14 protein-coding genes and 2 pseudogenes are annotated in these 17,415 nt (G+C 36.3%); 14 read left to right on the forward strand and 2 right to left on the reverse strand.

Annotated elements, in window-relative coordinates; genetic code table 11:
• The 14 genes and pseudogenes from BFP77_RS17550 to BFP77_RS00920 form a co-directional block, all read left to right on the forward strand.
• Positions 1 to 170, forward strand: a pseudogene (locus tag BFP77_RS17550) (IS30 family transposase); the annotation flags it as partial.
• 403 nt (positions 171 to 573) lie between these two features.
• Positions 574 to 2,334: a hypothetical protein gene (locus BFP77_RS00860; protein WP_099572197.1), complete on the forward strand. Its 1,761-nt coding sequence runs from the start codon at positions 574 to 576 to the stop codon at positions 2,332 to 2,334.
• Between the two features lie 226 nt (positions 2,335 to 2,560).
• A complete protein-coding gene (locus BFP77_RS00865) occupies positions 2,561 to 3,637 on the forward strand; it encodes a glycosyltransferase family 4 protein (RefSeq protein ID WP_099572198.1) in 1,077 nt (358 codons plus the stop codon).
• Positions 3,627 to 4,790, forward strand: a complete 1,164-nt coding sequence (locus BFP77_RS00870) for an O-antigen ligase family protein (RefSeq protein ID WP_099572199.1) — start codon at positions 3,627 to 3,629, stop codon at positions 4,788 to 4,790. The genes BFP77_RS00865 and BFP77_RS00870 overlap by 11 nt, the downstream gene beginning before the upstream one ends.
• A 2-nt stretch (positions 4,791 to 4,792) precedes the next feature.
• Positions 4,793 to 6,136: a murein biosynthesis integral membrane protein MurJ gene (gene murJ, locus BFP77_RS00875; RefSeq protein ID WP_099572200.1), complete on the forward strand. Its 1,344-nt coding sequence runs from the start codon at positions 4,793 to 4,795 to the stop codon at positions 6,134 to 6,136.
• 4 nt (positions 6,137 to 6,140) lie between these two features.
• On the forward strand, positions 6,141 to 7,052 hold the full coding sequence (locus BFP77_RS00880) for a glycosyltransferase family 2 protein (protein WP_180272279.1): 912 nt from the start codon (positions 6,141 to 6,143) through the stop codon (positions 7,050 to 7,052).
• A gap of 33 nt (positions 7,053 to 7,085) precedes the next feature.
• Positions 7,086 to 7,667, forward strand: a complete 582-nt coding sequence (locus tag BFP77_RS00885; RefSeq protein WP_099572202.1) for a serine O-acetyltransferase — start codon at positions 7,086 to 7,088, stop codon at positions 7,665 to 7,667.
• The gene (locus tag BFP77_RS00890) at positions 7,667 to 8,773 is read left to right on the forward strand and encodes a glycosyltransferase (protein ID WP_099572203.1); all 1,107 of its coding nucleotides are present in this window, start codon (positions 7,667 to 7,669) and stop codon (positions 8,771 to 8,773) included. The genes BFP77_RS00885 and BFP77_RS00890 overlap by 1 nt, the downstream gene beginning before the upstream one ends.
• A gap of 1 nt (position 8,774) precedes the next feature.
• Positions 8,775 to 9,920, forward strand: coding sequence for a glycosyltransferase (locus tag BFP77_RS00895; RefSeq protein WP_099572204.1), 1,146 nt, complete (start codon positions 8,775 to 8,777; stop codon positions 9,918 to 9,920).
• 7 nt (positions 9,921 to 9,927) lie between these two features.
• On the forward strand, positions 9,928 to 11,121 hold the full coding sequence (locus tag BFP77_RS00900; protein ID WP_099572205.1) for a glycosyltransferase family 4 protein: 1,194 nt from the start codon (positions 9,928 to 9,930) through the stop codon (positions 11,119 to 11,121).
• A gap of 117 nt (positions 11,122 to 11,238) precedes the next feature.
• Complete coding sequence (locus BFP77_RS00905; protein ID WP_099572206.1) at positions 11,239 to 12,339, forward strand: hypothetical protein; 1,101 nt, start codon at positions 11,239 to 11,241, stop codon at positions 12,337 to 12,339.
• Positions 12,340 to 12,427: 88 nt separating this feature from the next.
• On the forward strand, positions 12,428 to 13,084 hold the full coding sequence (locus BFP77_RS00910) for a sugar transferase (RefSeq protein WP_099572207.1): 657 nt from the start codon (positions 12,428 to 12,430) through the stop codon (positions 13,082 to 13,084).
• Positions 13,081 to 14,214 carry a glycosyltransferase family 4 protein gene (locus BFP77_RS00915; protein WP_099572208.1) on the forward strand — a complete coding sequence of 378 codons (1,134 nt, stop codon included), beginning with the start codon at positions 13,081 to 13,083 and terminating at the stop codon, positions 14,212 to 14,214. Before BFP77_RS00910 ends, BFP77_RS00915 begins: the two co-directional genes overlap by 4 nt.
• A gap of 109 nt (positions 14,215 to 14,323) precedes the next feature.
• Positions 14,324 to 15,451, forward strand: a pseudogene (locus BFP77_RS00920) (transposase); the annotation flags it as partial.
• Between the two features lie 233 nt (positions 15,452 to 15,684).
• Here the strand turns inward: BFP77_RS00920 and BFP77_RS00925 are convergent.
• Positions 15,685 to 16,803 (reverse strand): GNAT family N-acetyltransferase, encoded by a 1,119-nt coding sequence (locus tag BFP77_RS00925; protein WP_099572209.1) that lies wholly within the window; start codon positions 16,801 to 16,803, stop codon positions 15,685 to 15,687.
• Between the two features lie 94 nt (positions 16,804 to 16,897).
• Positions 16,898 to 17,415, reverse strand: a 518-nt coding sequence (locus tag BFP77_RS00930) for an IS1595 family transposase (RefSeq protein WP_143751812.1), incomplete at its 5' end; no start/stop codon positions are given.

The raw sequence follows: 17,415 nt of genomic DNA on the forward strand, positions 1-17,415 counted from the left end.
GAATAGGAGTTATTAGACGATTCTTCCCTAAGAAAACGGACCTTAATCAAGTCTCAATAGAGAGAATCAAAGAAGTGGAATTATTACTAAATTACAGACCTATTAGAAAGTTTAACTATTACAACCCTATTGAAGTCCTAAAAAATAAGTGTGTTGCACTTATGGATTGAACACAGCTTTAAGCTAACTCCTAAAAAGAAAATATACGTGTGTTTGGTAGTTCCTCGGGATCTTTACAAAAATAGCCCTCTATAAGACTATAAGGGCTATTTGTACAAAACGACAGTCTCAGCAAGGTTAATTAATATCTGAAGTTCTGAATCGATTGTGTACGTAATCTTACGAACGAAATCTAGTAATTCTCAATATCAAATCAAGAAATGTTAAAAAATACCGTATTTCATCGAATAACAAGCTAAAAAAAAACTAAAGTGGCTTGCCGTAGCGTAGTAAGATAGAACGAACAAAGTATTTCATCGAAAATAAAATACTTTTTAACGATTTAAACAAGTTAATTCCTATTATTGTAATCCAAATCAATGTTTTTAACAAACTTAATTAGTATACCTACTTATGATCTTATCCAACAAGCGTATTTTTGAGCTACTCATATGTAGCATAATTTTATTTTCTTCTTCCTGCTCAAAGGATGTCGATTTACTTTCCGATTATGTTATAGCGGACAATAATGATTTGCAAAGTATAGCACTATTAGCGGATGACACCTATTTTATGAGTAATCCCCATTCCAGTGTACTATTGGATGTCTTAACTAACGATTCTTTTGGAGCTGATTCGCAGGTAAGCATAGTGGCTACCTCCGAACCTCGAAATGGTACGGTCATTATAAATGAGGATAACACCTTGACTTATACCCTAAATACTAATAACACGGTGTCGCCACAGACACAGAGTGAACCTGAAACCACTCCAGAACAGGAAGCACCAGAAGAGGATTCCTTTGAATATACGACAGAAGTTATCAATGATAACGGAGAAACGTTCAGGGATGAAGCGACAGTTACAATAAGTCCATTAGAAATGGGGGAATTAAAAGCTTTTCCTGGTGCCGAAGGTTTTGGAAAAAATACTACTGGAGGGCGTGGGGGAGCAATTATACATGTAACCAATCTAAATGATAGTGGACCAGGGAGTTTTAGGGATGCAGTAGAACGAAAAGGTACAAGAACAGTTATTTTTGACGTAGGTGGGGAAATAAAACTTTTATCAGATATAAAAATTAGAAGAGGACATGAGAATCTTACCATTGCAGGAGAGACAGCCCCTTCGCCTGGAATATCATTTCGAAATTATGGTATCGATGTTTATTGTTCAAACGTAATTATGAGATATATTACGATTAGGCTTGGCGGTTTACAGATGAATAGTGGGGGGACTGAAAGTGATTGCCTTAGAATTATTAACTGGGGACCAACTAATTTACCCATTGAAAATATTATTGTTGACCATTGCTCCTTTAGTTGGGCTACAGATGAAAATATAAGTTTTAGAAGTAATGCAGATAATGCGGATATTAGAAATATTACTTTCTCCAACCTTATTGTGGGGGAACCTTCAAGCGAATCAAGTTATAATATGTTAGCAGGAACAAGGGTATTTGAAATTACTCTTTTCAATAATTTTTTTAGTACTTCAAAGGAAAGAAGTCCTCTTATAGGTTATGGCGACAATGGTGAGTCCTTAGAGATTATTAATAACGTCGTGTATGGTTTTGAGTCTGGTAGTGTTATTACCTATGGTAGCAATGTTGATTTTATCGGAAATATTTACAAAGGTTTAGGGAACAATAATCCTGACTTTGAAGTTGTTGGAGCTGGAAACAACGGCTCATCAAATACGATAAACGAAGGAAGATTATTCGCTACAGACAATTTCAAGATTAATGCAGCAAATAAAAATATGTTTAATTCCAATGGACAAACTAGAATTAATAATTCCCTAAACCGTTATTTTACAAACAGTTATATTTCAAATTGGGCCAAATCAATAACAGAAATTGAAAATCAGCTATTAAGCAGTAAAGTAGGCAATAGTATTTATAGAGATGCTGTTGACAGTAGATTGATAAATAATTATTTTAATGATAATGGATTTTATTTTCAAGGTATAAACCCAGATGTACTACCAGGTGGTTGGCCCAACAAAACCCTAAATAAAAGACCTTCAACTTACGATACAGATTTGGATGGAATGTCTGATGATTGGGAAAGAGATACACATGGCGACCTAAGTAAAAACGCCAATGGAGATGAAAATGGAGATGGTTTTACAAATATTGAAGAGTTTTTTCATTGGCTAACTCTGCAAAATTAATTTCAAAAAAATCATGAACTACTTATAAAATACTTTTAATTTTCACAAGTTAACAAACCTTCACTCCATTTAAAACGAGGCATTTAACACTTTCGTCTATGTTATCAAGCTAAATTATCGAAACACCCTTATCTTTGCTCAATAGCAATTTGCTTAAAATTACTTTTCACCTCTTTACTTACTCCTTTATCTTTATAATAGAAAAAAATAAATACCCTTGTATATTATGAAAATTGACTTTTTGATTAATTCTTTGACTGGAGGAGGTGCAGAAAGAGTAATGACAACATTGGCCAACGGATTTAGTGCAAGGGCAAATATCGTAAAGCTAATTACCTTTAATGCCAACGATAGTTATGAAGTAGTGAAATCAGTGAAAAGAATTAGATTACATTATGGTAATTTAAGTAATCATACAATAAGATCCTTCGTTAACCTTTTCAAATATTATAAAGGCAAAAAAAAACGTCCAGATATTTTGATATCCTTTATGCCCAAAACCAATTTGGTAGCAATTGCAGTAGCTAAGATTTTAAAAATAAAAGTTATAATTTGCGAACATAGCAATCATAAAGCAAAAACAACTTCGGATACAAAATGGATAAGAAAGTTCTTTTACAAGTACGCTGATGCTACAACGGTTCTAACCAGTTACGACATTTCATTTTACAAAGCACTAAAATCCAATGTTACGGTAATGCCCAATCCCATCATCCTACCTGAAAGCATAAAACCTTTTTCAGAAAGGCATAACAATATTTTAGTGGCAGGATCACTAAATCGATACAAATTAAAAGGTTTCGACAAGTTACTGTATTTAATGGAACCTCTACTAAAATCTCATTCTGATTGGATACTAACCATAGCCGGATCGGGCGAAAACGGAATGGCTATTTTAAAAAAAATTACTAAAGAATTAAACCTAGAAAAACAAGTAAAATTTACCGGATTTTGTAAAAATATTGAAGAACTAATGCAAAATTCTCAAATTTATATTTTGTCTTCACAATATGAGGGATTACCCATGGTTTTAATGGAAGCTCTTTCTAATGGCATGGCTTGCATTTCTTACAATTGTGTATCCGGACCAAGTGATTTAATTGTTCATAATCAGAATGGCCTTCTTGTTGATAACCAAAACCCTAAAGCTATGCAAGAAGGCGTTAACCTGTTAATACAGAATGAAAGTCTGAGAAAAAAATTGGCGGCAAATGCGCCATCATCGATGGTTAAATACAGCTTAGAAAACATACTAGGACAATGGGAATTACTTATTAATAGCGTTTTATCAGATGGAAAATAAAATAACATTCTTTCCTTTTTTGCGCTATGCAATTTTAGCCCTAATACTATTACATTTGCCGGGTTTTACTTTAGTTTACATTAACGGTACTGTTTCCTCACTTTTGAGTTATATGTCATACGGCTTAATTCTGTTATACACTATAACTACAGGTAAAAATGGAAATAGTTACCCAATGCTGCTTTTAGGTATATTATATTTTACCATAAGTAGTTTAACTGATCAGTCTTACATGCCGGATTTTTTGCTATTTGCAATTATTGTGGTAAAATATTTTATAATTATTATTGGCGGTTACGAAGTAATGAGAAATACATCTCGTACTGAAATATGGGTTTTTATGTTAATCGGTGCACTGTCCATTTTAGGAAATATGTTCCTATTTAATAATCCAATACAAGATAATGGCAGATATAGTGGTTTTTACTTAGACCCAAATAACGCAGGACTGATTTGCCTGATGGGTTTTTCTTTGTCCTATATGATGCCAAAGAGATTTAAATTATTAGGTAAAATAGTGTTTACCTTACTAGGTTTATTTACTTTTTCCAGAACGTTTATTGTTTCATGGATAGTAATCAATGTTTTATCCATTAAACTAAGTATAAAAAATGCAAAAATGTTAGGTTTAGGTTTCGCCTTATTGAGTGCTCTCCTAGTCTACAATGAGTTTTTGCCATCAAAAAATAGAAGATTAGAAGAATTAGGTGCAATGATTAGTGGTAATGAAAAAAAGGCTCAAAACTTGAGTAAAGATTCCCGCTTTGAGACTTGGGGTCGTTTCTATGACTTTTTATTGGACAAACCCTTTACGGGCAACGGCTATAACGCCTTTACAGGGAAAGGGGTTGCTCCGCCTGTAGGTGTCCATAACACCTATCTATTAATTTGGGGCGAGGCGGGTATTGCTCCATTACTCTTATTTCTGATTTATTTAGCAAGTTTGCTGAATAAAAGTTATTACTATTTCAAAAAAATTCCCCATGTGTTAATGATGACACTAGCATTGTCATTATTCCTACTGACTAATCATAATTTTTTCACAACAGATTATTCCTTACTGCTCATTCTTTGGCTCCATATTCAGATAAGTAAAGAAAATGAATCTTCAAAAACGGTAAATCTGCCTTCCAAAGATTTAAAGAACCAGTAGCAATGGATTTTAACAAGATTATTGCAAGAGTAGCGAGAACTACAAAAGATATATTAAAAAAAGATAAATCTCAACTTCTCACCAACATGCTTATTGTAGGTAGTATTTCCCTACTAGTAAAAGGCATAAGTTTCTATAAAGAAATTTTAATTGCTGACACCTATGGCGTTTCAGAACTTCTGGACACTTTTATAATAGCGGTACTGATTCCTTCCTTCATCCAAAATGTTTTTATAAATGCTTATGGAAGTGTTTTTATTCCCAATTACCTATTAGAAAAAAGTAGTTCAAAAAATACAGGTTCATTCCAGAGCAGTAGTTTTATAATTACAATTTCGATAGCAGCGATTATGATATTGTTCACTTATCTATTTATAGATTTTTATCTAGCTACACTTTTTCCAGGTCATGGCATTCTTTATTATGAATTAATCAAAATTCAGGTTTGGATTATTTTACCCTGTTTGCTTCTTTGGGCAATATCTGCCTTGATTTCAGGTCTGTTAATGGCTGACAATGAATTCTTACTATCTAGCACAAATGCAATCTTTATACCCCTTAGTATAATTGTCTGTTTATTTTTTCAAGATATCCTTAAAGAAAAGACCCTAGCTATAGGCATGTTGATAGGAAGTACAATTAGCGCACTTTATTTGATTGGTGTTGGTTTTAGCAAAAAACTATTAGTCCTAGCCAAACCGGATTTTAAGAGCCCAAATATGATTGTACTCCTAAAACAGATACCGGCAAAAATATCATCAGGACTCATTAACGGCGTAAATCCAATGGTGGATCAGTATTTTTCAGCGCAAATGGCAGTAGGAGCAATTGCTGCCCTAAGTTATGGTTATAAAATACCTATAGTAACCATAAGTTTAATCAGTGTCCCGTTAGGCAGTACCATCTTACCTTATTTCTCAAATAAAGCGGTAGAGAACTATGGTGAGCTATATCGTAATCTTACTAAGATTTTAAAAATAAGTTTATATGCAACCATTAGCGTTACTGTTGTATTAATTTTATCATCTGAAAATATAATTGAATTATTTTTTGAAAGAGGAGCGTTCACTTCACAAGATACATCATTAGTATATGTAATACAGCAAATGTATTTACTACAGATTCCATTCTATGTAGTTGGTATAATTATGAATAAATATTTAACAGCAATTAACAAGAATAATTTTTTAGTATTATCATCAGTCATAAGTCTACTACTCAATATTATATTCAATTATACGTTAATAGAATTCATAGGAATTAAAGGTCTTGCTTTATCTACTTCTTTGGTATCCCTAATAAATGCTTTGGCAATCTATTTATACATCAGAAAACTACAGAGATAAAAATATGTTCAGTGTAATTACTCCCACATACAATAGAGCGCATACTTTAGAGCGTGTTTTTAATTCGTTAAAGCAGCAAAGCAACAAGGATTTTGAATGGATAATTGTAGATGATGCCAGTACTGACAATACAAAAAAATTAGTGAAAAGCTGGGTAAATCTAAATCTGGAATTTTCCATTAAATACTATCTTTTGGACAAAAATAAAGGAAAACCAAACGCTTTAAACGTAGGATTGGAATACTGTTCTAGACCCTTTACCGTGATTGCGGATAGCGATGATACATTTGTTTCCAATACTATAGAAGACCTACAAAAGCTTTGGCAAATGGTCGATATTAGCGATAATGCAAACAGAATTGCTAGCATTTGGACTTTAGTAAAAAATGAGCGCGGGGAATTAGTTGGAGAGCCATTTCCTTCTAACTTTTGGCAGGTTGATTTAAAAGGTAGAATCTTAAACAGAAAGGCCGCCGTGCAAGGCGAAAAATGGCATAGTTGGCGTACGACGGTTTTAAGAAAATATAAGATGTTTCACAGCGATTTTTCATTCATTAGTGAAGGTTCTACATGGAACAGAATCAATAAAGATTATGATTTCTTATGTATAAACATCATTCATAGAATCTACTTTTCCAGTCCTGATGGTTTAATCTTAAAAGAGAAAACGCGCTTAGAATTAGAAAAAATAAAGTTCTATAGTTCCTACTATCAACTTTACCAGACACCCAATTGGCAAATATTAAAATATAAATATTACCAAATCCATGCGTTTGACCATATCAAATCCATTTTGACTTATAGGGATCCGCACATGAATTTAAGCAGTACTAAAATATTATTCTGTGTTTTAGTAACACTTTGGAATACACCTAAAAGATTGTTTTACTTTTTAACACTAAAACTCCAAAAATGAATTTTAGAGTTAATACCAAATGGTCATGAATTTATGATAAAATCAAAGGAAGATTACATTTATTATATAAATCAAGATGCTATTGCAAGAGGCGTTAAAATAAATTCTTTTAAGCAAAGAATTAAAGAAAGGTTAGCTCCTACCCCAACATGGACTTTTCAAAAACAACTTCGCAAGTTGGAGTATTATAACAATTGTAAATCTGGGCATATTTACCAGATATACATCAAATATTTAAGATTCAAATTTAAAAGAACTTCGTTAAAGCTTGGTTTTTCTATACCTATAAACGTTTTTGGCCCTGGTCTTTGTATTCTTCATTACGGCACGATAGTGGTCAACAGTAGGGCTAGGATAGGAAAAAACTGTAGAGTAGAAGTATGCGTTAATATTGGTGCATCCGGTGGTAAACCCGAGGCACCAAAAATTGGAGATAACGTTTATATTGCTCCAGGAGTCAAAATTTATGGTGATATCACTTTGGGAAACAGTATTGCAATTGGAGCAAATTCTTCTGTTAATAAGTCATTTGAAGAGAATGGTATACTTATCGCCGGTTCTCCAGCAAGAAAAATAAAAGAATTAGATATTAAAAGAATTATAAAACATATCTGATGTCCTCAATAAAATCAAAAATTCTTTTGGTAATACCCAACTTAGCAGCGGGTGGGGCTGAAAAAGTAATGTCTTTTTTGGCTCAAAATTTAAATAAAGACCAATTTGAGACAAAATTAATTGTAATCGGTAATGCGAAAGATTCTGTTTACGACACAAGTAATGTTGAAACGGTTTACCTAAATAAAAGTCATGTAAAGTCAGCTTTTTTTACTCTTTTCAATATTATAAACAAAGAGAATCCTCATATTGTATTCAGTTCCCTTTCCCACGTAAATACCCTAATGGGTTTGATATCCTACCTTGTACCGAAAACTATTTTTGTAGGTCGAGAAACTATTGTAAGTAGTGCACAGGATAATTTTTCTGCTAAAGGTTTAAGATTTTTTATTTTTCGAACCATATCTAAAATTGCATACAAAGGCCTAAAAGTTTTGATAAGCCAATCGGAAGACATGAAAAATGATCTTATAGCATATCAAGGTTTTCATTCAAACAAGATAGTAACGATAAACAATCCAATTTCAGATAATTTTACACTTAAATCCCATATTCCACCTTTTGATAAAACCTATGAATACGTTACTGTTGGTAGGTTAACAGAGAAAAAAGGCCATGCAAGAATTTTAGAAAGCCTATCAACTTTAAACATCCCATTCCGATATACGATAATTGGTGATGGTCCTGAAAAAGACAATATTTTTAAACTCGCCAGTACGCTAGGGCTAGCTGACCATATACGGCATATTCCTTTTACTAAGGAAGTTAACTCCTACCTAAAGCAAAGCCATATTTATTTACAAGGTTCATTTGTAGAGGGATTCCCAAATGCACTTTTGGAATGCCTTGCTGTAGGCACCCCGGCAATTGTTTTTGATGCGCCAGGTGGGATAAATGAAATAATAATAAACGCTGAAAACGGTTATATCACTAAGAACGAAAATGATTTTAGAGAAAAAATAATTACTTTAAGCACTAACCTGTCGGTGTTTGACCCAGAAAAAGTACAAAAACACGTTCGCAACAACTACAGTTCAAAACACATTATGACCGAGTATGAAAGTCTATTCAATAAATTAATTGGTTTAAAAGGAAAAATAGCTTGAGATGTTGAAGCCTAAAATAGCAATCCTAATATACTCCTTATCCGGCGGCGGTGCGGAACGGGTGGTCTCCTATCTTTTACCTTATTTAAAAAACAAAAGAATGGAGGTGCATTTGGTGCTTATGAACGTGAATGTTAGTTATGACATTCCCGCAGACATCCCCATTCATTTTATTGAAAAATCAAAAGGAGATGAACATGGTTTCTTTAAGCTCATAAAACTACCATGGCTGGCCTACAAGTATGCAAAACTCTTGAATCAATTAAAAATAACACATTCGTTCGCCTTACTTACACGACCGAGCTATATAAATATACTATCGAAACACTTTACGAACTATAAATATAAAATAAGTATCAGCGAACGATCCTATCCAAGCATGCAATACGGGTATAACAACCTACAATCCAAAATAAACAATCTACTTATAAAAAAGCTCTACCCTAAGGCAGACCAAATTATTTGTAATTCGCATGGTAATGCAAATGACCTGATTAACAATTATAACATTGCAGCATCCAAAATAGAAGTAGTTCATAATCCTGTGGATATCGAAAAAATAGATACAGTTGAAAAAAAAGATGGGTTTTTTAGTGAGGCGTTTTTCAATATCGTTACTATTGGTCGTATGGATGCCGGTAAGAATCATCAATTATTGATCAAAGCTATCGTACCTTTTAAAAAGATGCGGTTGTATATCTTGGGCGATGGTTGGTTAAGGGAATCCCTAGAACAATTGGTAGACGAATTAGGCCTTACGGAACAGGTATTTTTTTTAGGTTTTGATAACAATCCATTCAAGTATCTAAAAGCAGCTGATCTGTTCTTATTTGGATCTAGTCACGAAGGTTTTCCAAACGTATTATTGGAAGCCATGGCCTGTGGCCTGCCCATAGTAAGCACCAACTGTAAATCTGGACCCGATGAAATTATGGAACTTTCAAATCCAAAAACAGATAACATAATGCTAACCGATTATGGTATCCTTAGTCCTGTAGGCAGTGTGGAACTACTGCAAAAAGCCTTAGCCTATTGTTTGGAGCATCCTGAATTTCTAGACCAATGTCGTAAACGGGTTTTGGAACGTATATTAGATTTTAAACGAGAACCTATATTGGAAGCCTATACCCATCATATCTTAGCATAATCCTGTTATGAACCATACCGTATCCCTAAAAAAGAGAAAAAAAATAATTCGTACCGCTTCCTTAACCGGCTCCATGTATATTTTATTGGAGGGGCAGTTACGGTTCCTAAACCAGTACTACGAAATTATGGCCGTTGGTTCCGATCCAGAAAAAGAATATTTAGAGCGATTAATAGAACGGGAAGGGATTCGTGGTAAAGAGCTTACCATTGAACGAAGAATAGCCATTTTCAAGGATATGGTATCGCTATACAAGTTGTACAGGCTTTTTAGAACAGAAAAACCATTTATGGTGCATAGCATTACCCCAAAAGCAGGTTTGTTAAGTATGACCGCTGCTTACTTTGCCAGGGTACCTAAACGTGTACACACGTTCACCGGGTTAATTTTCCCGACCCAAACCGGTGTAATGAAACAGGTATTACTATTTTTTGATAAAATTATTTGCAAGTTCGCCACCCACATTTACCCGGAAGGCAATGGGGTAAAGACAGATCTTTTAAGCTATAAGGTAACGAATAAGCCTTTGCGTATTATCGCCAATGGCAATGTGAACGGCGTAGACCTGGAAGCCTACAATCCCGAGGTATTTTTACCAAAAGACAACAATGCCATGCGTACACAACTGGGAGTTGAAAAAGAGGATGTAGTGTTTGTTTTTGTGGGAAGGCTGGTAAATGACAAAGGTGTGAATGAATTGGTACATGCTTTTTGTTCCCTGAGCGAAAAATTTAAACAGGCAAAATTAGTAATGCTGGGATCGGATGAAGGGGAATCGGACCTATTGCCAAAGGCAACTGGCGCACTGCTCGCAGCACAACCCGCCATACGCTGTGTGGGCCACCAAGAGGATGTGCGGCCTTATTTGGCCGCTTCGGACGTTTTTGTCTTCCCAAGTTATAGAGAAGGATTCCCCAATGTAGTCCTAGAAGCTGGAGCTATGGGGCTACCGGCAATCGTAACCGATATTAACGGTAGTAATGAAATAATAACCGAAAGAGAAAATGGATTAATAATTCCATCAAAAGACAGTAAAGCCTTGTACAGGGCCATGGAGTTACTGCTAACGAACAATGCACTAAGAAAAGACCTGGCTAAAAATGCCAGACCTATGATAAGTGCTAGATTTAAAAGAAGTATGGTTTGGGACGCTGTTCTTAAAGAATACCAAAGGATAGAAGCCAGCAATCCTATTTCTTAAGAAAAATAGTAAAATATCCAAGGCGACCGGTATGGACGATAGTGCCTTTCAACCATGATTTAAGAACTTCCTCGAATTCTAAAATATATTCTCGCAAGTTTTAACTTTCTTTGAATCATGCATAAACGCGTAATTGGTTATGGGTCTATATTCCATAAGGAGGATGTAGGCCATTTTCCAGACATTCCAAACACCACATTTTTAGGTGCACACGAACTCTTTTACGCTGGGCGCTATGCTATAAAGCATGTTATCCATTGTATTAGACAGGAGCGTATACTAGAGACTATTTGGTTACCAAAATACTACTGCCCCCATGTAAAAAATTGGATGGAACAACAGTCTATTACCGTAAACTATTATAATATTGATCCTTTTGATACGAAGGCCCAAGTGAACTGGTCTTTATTTCCTCCACAGGATTTGGTGTTGGTAAATAACTATTGGGGACTAAAGGATACTATAATCCCTGAGGGAGAACGACCTTTAATACTTGAGGACCACTCCCATGGTTGGCTTTCCAGAGGGTGCTTGGACAGTACGGCCGACTTTTGTATAGCATCCTTGCGAAAAACGCTACCTATCCCATTAGGCGGCATAGCTTGGAAGCCTAAAAAAAGTACTTGTAACATTCCGCTGAAACCCCTAGAAAAGGTTAACATTGCCAAAGATGCCAACCCAATGTTAAAGTCATGGGAGTTAATAGACAATGCCATGGAAACAAAAGCCACTTGTGAGCATGAAGATATAAAAGTGGAGTTTTTACTCACTTATAGTCAAGGTGAAATGCTTCTGCGGAACACCCAGGAAAATATTCAGGTTTTAACGGAACATGAAAGTATCATACGCAATCAGCTATTTAAGGATTTTAATACCTACAAAAAAAATAATTTAGCCATTATTGCAAAAGAACTGAAATCCTCAGAAATATTTAAACTTATATTTTCTGAAAATAGGGTTCCTTTTGGTCTTTTACTTGCTTTTAAAGACTGGGGAATACTATCTAATTTCAAACAGTTCTTAATTGCCAATTCCATATACCCGGCGGAGCTTTGGCCGCAGAACCGGCTAAACCAAGAATATAATTTCTTGTTGAATATACACATGGACTATCGTATCAATCTAAAAGATCTACAATATATTGCGAAGATAATTAATCAGTGGTCCTTCATAGAGGTGCCACAAGATGTAAAATTTAATACCAACGTTCAGAAATAAACGTGTTTAAAACACATAGTTTATGAACTAATATAATAATGGGTTAACTTAGGCGTTCACGAGTATAGTTACTAACACCCCCCCCCCAATGACCTACAAGAAATATTTTAAGAGACCCTTAGATTTTATGCTTTCCTTAATTGGCCTCATTGTGCTCTCCCCGCTCCTGTTGATTGCCATTATTGCAATTTCCATTAGCTTTAAAGAAAGTCCGTTCTTTACTCAAAAACGCCCTGGTAGGCGTGAAATAATATTTTCGGTCCTGAAATTAAAGACCATGAACAGTAAAAAAGATGCACAGGGAAATTTACTGCCAGATACGGATCGGTTAACTCCGATGGGGATATTCATACGCAAAACATCCATAGACGAATTGCCACAACTTATAAACGTACTTAAGGGCGAGATGAGTTTAATTGGCCCTAGGCCCTTATTGATTCGTTATTTACCCTATTATACTCAAGAAGAAAGAAAACGGTTTTTGTTACGACCCGGCATCACAGGATTGGCACAGATTTCCGGTAGGAATTTCATCAGTTGGGATGATAAATTTGCCAAAGATGTAGAATATTTAGACAATATAAGCTTTGCTCTTGACCTAAAAATTATTTTACTGACCATCAAAAAAATAGTTACCTCTGAAGGTATAGAAGCAGACCCCGTAGGAAATGTACAATTACTTGCTTTGGATGATGAGCGCAAAAACCTAGAGGCATTTGCACACGTAAAAGAATCAAATTTATGAAAATAGCGTTTGTAGTGATGCGTTTTGGAAAAGATGGTCTAGCGACTAACATTCTAGAGCTCACAAGGGGCTTGGTCCAAAAAGGACATGAACTGCATATTATTACCAGCGGATTTAGACGTACGCCATCAACTAATAATCACTTTTTTGAAGCCCTACAAACTGAATTCCAGACGCTTGGAGTATCACTACATTATTTTGAGGAACCGTATGGAAATAAATTAAAAAAGGGTATTACATCACTAACCAGTCTATTTAAGATTCGTGGAGCGCTAAAAAAAATAAATCCCGAAGTTATTCATTGCCATTCTCCTAACTTAACCTTTATTCCTTGGTTGATGGGCAAAAAGTACATTTCTACAGTGCATGCAGATACAATAACACCTAATGCCAGATACAAGCATCCAACCTTATTAATTGCCGTAAGCAAGGGCTCAAAAGAGTTTACCGAAAGGGTGATGAATTCCCCACCTAAAAGTATTCGGATGGTATACCATGGCATCTCTGAGCGGTTTGCAACGGTGATACCCAAAAACGAATTAGAACAACTAAAAAAAACGAATACTATCCCAACGGATAAAATAATCATTGGGTTCGTTGGAAGAATTTCAGAGATGAAGGGAACTGATATTCTGGTTGAAGCAATTGGCAAATACCTAACAGATGCAACAAGAGAGAAAATACACCTTGTACTCGTGGGTGACTACCTTAACAAGGATAAAGAAAAATGGTTGGCAGAGATGTTACGGAAACAGAAATTGGAGTATTGTACCACCGTGCTTCCTTTTCAAGACCCAAAGCCATTATATCAGCTTTTTGATGTTTTTGTTTTACCGTCTCGGTCGGATACCTTTGGTCTGGTAGCCGTTGAAGCCATGATGAGTGGTTGTTGCACATTACGTGCCGATTCCAACGGTGCTTATGACCAAATAGACCACGGCATCAATGGTATGATATTCCAAATGGAAAATGCACCACAGTTGGGACAACAATTGGAACAAGTGCTTACCGATGAATCCCTAAGGCAGGAAATGGCAAAAAAAGGGAAGCAAAAAGCGTTAATAAATTTCACCAACGAACGAATGATAAAGAATACGATTACTGTTTACGAAGAATTGATTATGATGTGATTCAATACCTTCACGATTAAAACTATTGACCTCCTCCCTTTAAACCGGACGTTTTAAAACTAGAGAATTCCGGGCGAATAAATGTTTAACTTTAAACAAGTATTTGCTTATGAAACGATCAAAGTATTCTGAATCGCAGATCGTATTTGCGATCAAACAGGTAGAGACCGGTACCCGTATCCAAGAGGTGTGCCGTAAGAATGGGTATCAGTGAGGCCACTTTTTACAATTGGAAGAAGAAATACGGAGGGCTTGGTGTCTCTGAACTACGTAGGTTGAAGAACCTACAGGAAGAGAATTCACAGTTGAAGAAACTGGTGGCCGACCTAAGCCTTGACGAACAGATTTTGCAGGACGTGCTGAAAAAAAAAGTTCTGAGACCGTCCCGAAAACGTGGGATGGTCGATACCATCAGGACAGGATGGAGTACAACATCTCCGTTCAACGTTGCTGCAAGCTTATATTGCTGCATAAGAGCGTATTTTATTACAAGGCCAAAGGGCGTAGCGATGAACTGCTTCGCATGCGGATGAACGAGATAGCTGCCGTAAGGATCAGGTACGGGTTCTGGCGCATCCATATCCTTTTGAGAAGGGAAGGTTTTATGGACAACCATAAGCGCATGTACAGGGTCTATTGTGAGGAGGGTCTCAATCTTAGGTCGAAACGCCCAAAACGGAACCGTTCCGCCGCACATAGACAACCTACCGAAGGGAATGCCTCTGGTCCGAACGAATGCTGGAGTATGGATTTTGTATGTGACCAGCTTTATAACGGCAGACGGTTCAGGGCCTTAACTGTAGTGGATGACTTTAGTCGCAAGTGTCTTTCCATACATGCGGGAAGTTCGCTCAAAGGAAGCGATGTGGTAAAGGTCATGGAAACCATTACTTTTGGGAACGGAGTACTCCCCGAACGTATCAAAGTGGATAACGGGAGCGAGTTCATCAGTAAAATATTGGACAAATGGGCATACGAGAACGAGGTGGAGCTAGACTTCTCAAGACCGGGAAAACCAACGGACAACCCATTTATCGAAAGCTTCAACGGTTCGTTCAGGGACGAATGTTTGAACGCCAATTGGTTCTTTTCTTTGGAAGATGCACAGGAAAAGTTCGATATTTGGAGGGAGGACTATAATGGCTTTAGACCGCACAGCTCGTTGGGGGACATGTCCCCCAACGAGTTCATCGGAATTAATGAAAACAGCCCGGATTCTCTAGTTATGACCGGCACCTAAATATGGGAGGAGGTCAACTTTATAACAATTTTAGAATAATAGGCAGTTCTAATTAAGGGAAGCTTACACTATCCTTTTTAGCGAATCGTAAAGCCGATTGTGTAAGCCCTTGGGATGTTAAGGTATTCTTGTTTTAGAACTAGTTAGTAATACCAAAAACAGTTAGTAAGACAACTTTATCGTTGTAACAGCATCACGTAACCTAGGTAGACTTCCTTCGAAACCAGAGATTACGAATCGATTTCTTTAATTAATGTTAAGTCTCGATATCTTGGAAAAAAACCTTCTCTGATATTTTGACGTACATCACCCTCTATGCTGTGCCCTACAGCCTTGGAAAACTCAAGATATTTCTTGACATTTATAATTTTTCTTCCAGTATAAAAATCGATATCAGTATCATTTGGGAAATACTTTTTCTTATAGAGATACAGCTTGTCTTCTTTTCCGTTAGATAGCCCACCACCGATCATATAATACTGAAGTCCTTTTTCATTCGCCCATATTACCGCACTTATTTTCAAGAACTCATTGGGCCGAAGTTTAAAATAATCAGAATCCGTACCTCCTAAAAAAGAGTATATTGTTTTTTCCGAAATCAAGAAAAGTTCCGTAGAAATGGGAAGCCCATCTTTATATACAAGTCCTATCGCACATTTTTCTTGGTTATTTTTCCAAAAGTTTAGAAAATATTCCATTGGGTGATAAAAAGAATCTATGGCATTCCTTCTATCCATAGTTCCGATATAGACCTGATAGAAATCAGCTATCTGCTTTTCTGTTATATCCTCATAATAGAGTTTAAACTCCAAACCGGTCTTCTCCGCTTTACGAAATTGATTTCTGGTATTGGATTTAAGATTGGACCAAAAGAGATCCCGATCTGTAATATCACCCTTAACATTAAATAAAGTATGTACCACCTCCCCGGAATAGCCTTTATAATTTTCAAAGAAATTAAATCGTAAAAATTCCGATACCACCTTGTTTTCAAAATACCAGTTATCTGTGGCCTTCCAAAACTCCTGAACTAAAGCTTCCGAAATACCTTCTTTAAAAAAAGGACCATTGTAACCCCAAGGACTACTTACATCATAAAATCCTGTCTCTACCTTATTTAGTATTATAGCTCTATGTACATAAGGCATTACCGCAAATATGTTGTTGTCTGAAGATGTATAAATAAAGAAACGAATCTTCTCCTTTACAGTTTGCCCATTGGACAAAAGCTCGTAACAGTAATAGGCACTTTCACAACCAACCTCCTTTAGTGCATTCTTGTATAAATCAATGGTTTTTCCTTCTTCAAAAAGATAGTTTTGTAGTTTAAAAGTATCCGTAGACTGCATGCTTTAATTATTTGTAAAGTAAAACGCCAAGATATCAAAAGAATTGTTTTTCTAGTCGGATAAACTAATTTTTTAATTGGATATCCGTTAAGTGTCATAATCCTGTAATTCCCGCTATCACTATCCTGTCGAAGACCCGGTCCCCGAAATACCTCCTGTTGAGCTTGTACACGAACTCGTCGAGATATGCCTGAAAGTACTTTCCCTTTATCCTGTGGTAATTGCCCAAAAGGTTCCTTTTGGCGTTGCTTATGAATATATGCACCCGTTTGAGGGTCTCTTCGGTGGTCTCCTTGTTCGATTTCTCGGTCACGTGCAGTTCCACGAAGTCGGCGATATCGACATAGGAAGTGCTCTTGTCGGTGAACACAATGGATTTTTCGTCAAGGGATTCCCCTATGGCCCCGTCCACTTCTCCCGAAGTATGGCCCGCTAGCACCCTGGCCTTGAAATAACGTACCTGTTTGGACTTCCGGCCGGTCTGCGGGTCCTCCAACGGTGTGCTCTCGGCCATGACCATGACGTTCCGCTTGCCGGCGGCCCCACGGCCCCGTTTGCCCTTGGCCTTTTCCACCTGGCCCGATTCCACGGTGAAATAGCCCTCGTCCATCT

The sequence above is a fragment of the Maribacter sp. 4U21 genome (genome assembly GCF_002742365.1).
Lineage (GTDB): Bacteria > Bacteroidota > Bacteroidia > Flavobacteriales > Flavobacteriaceae > Maribacter.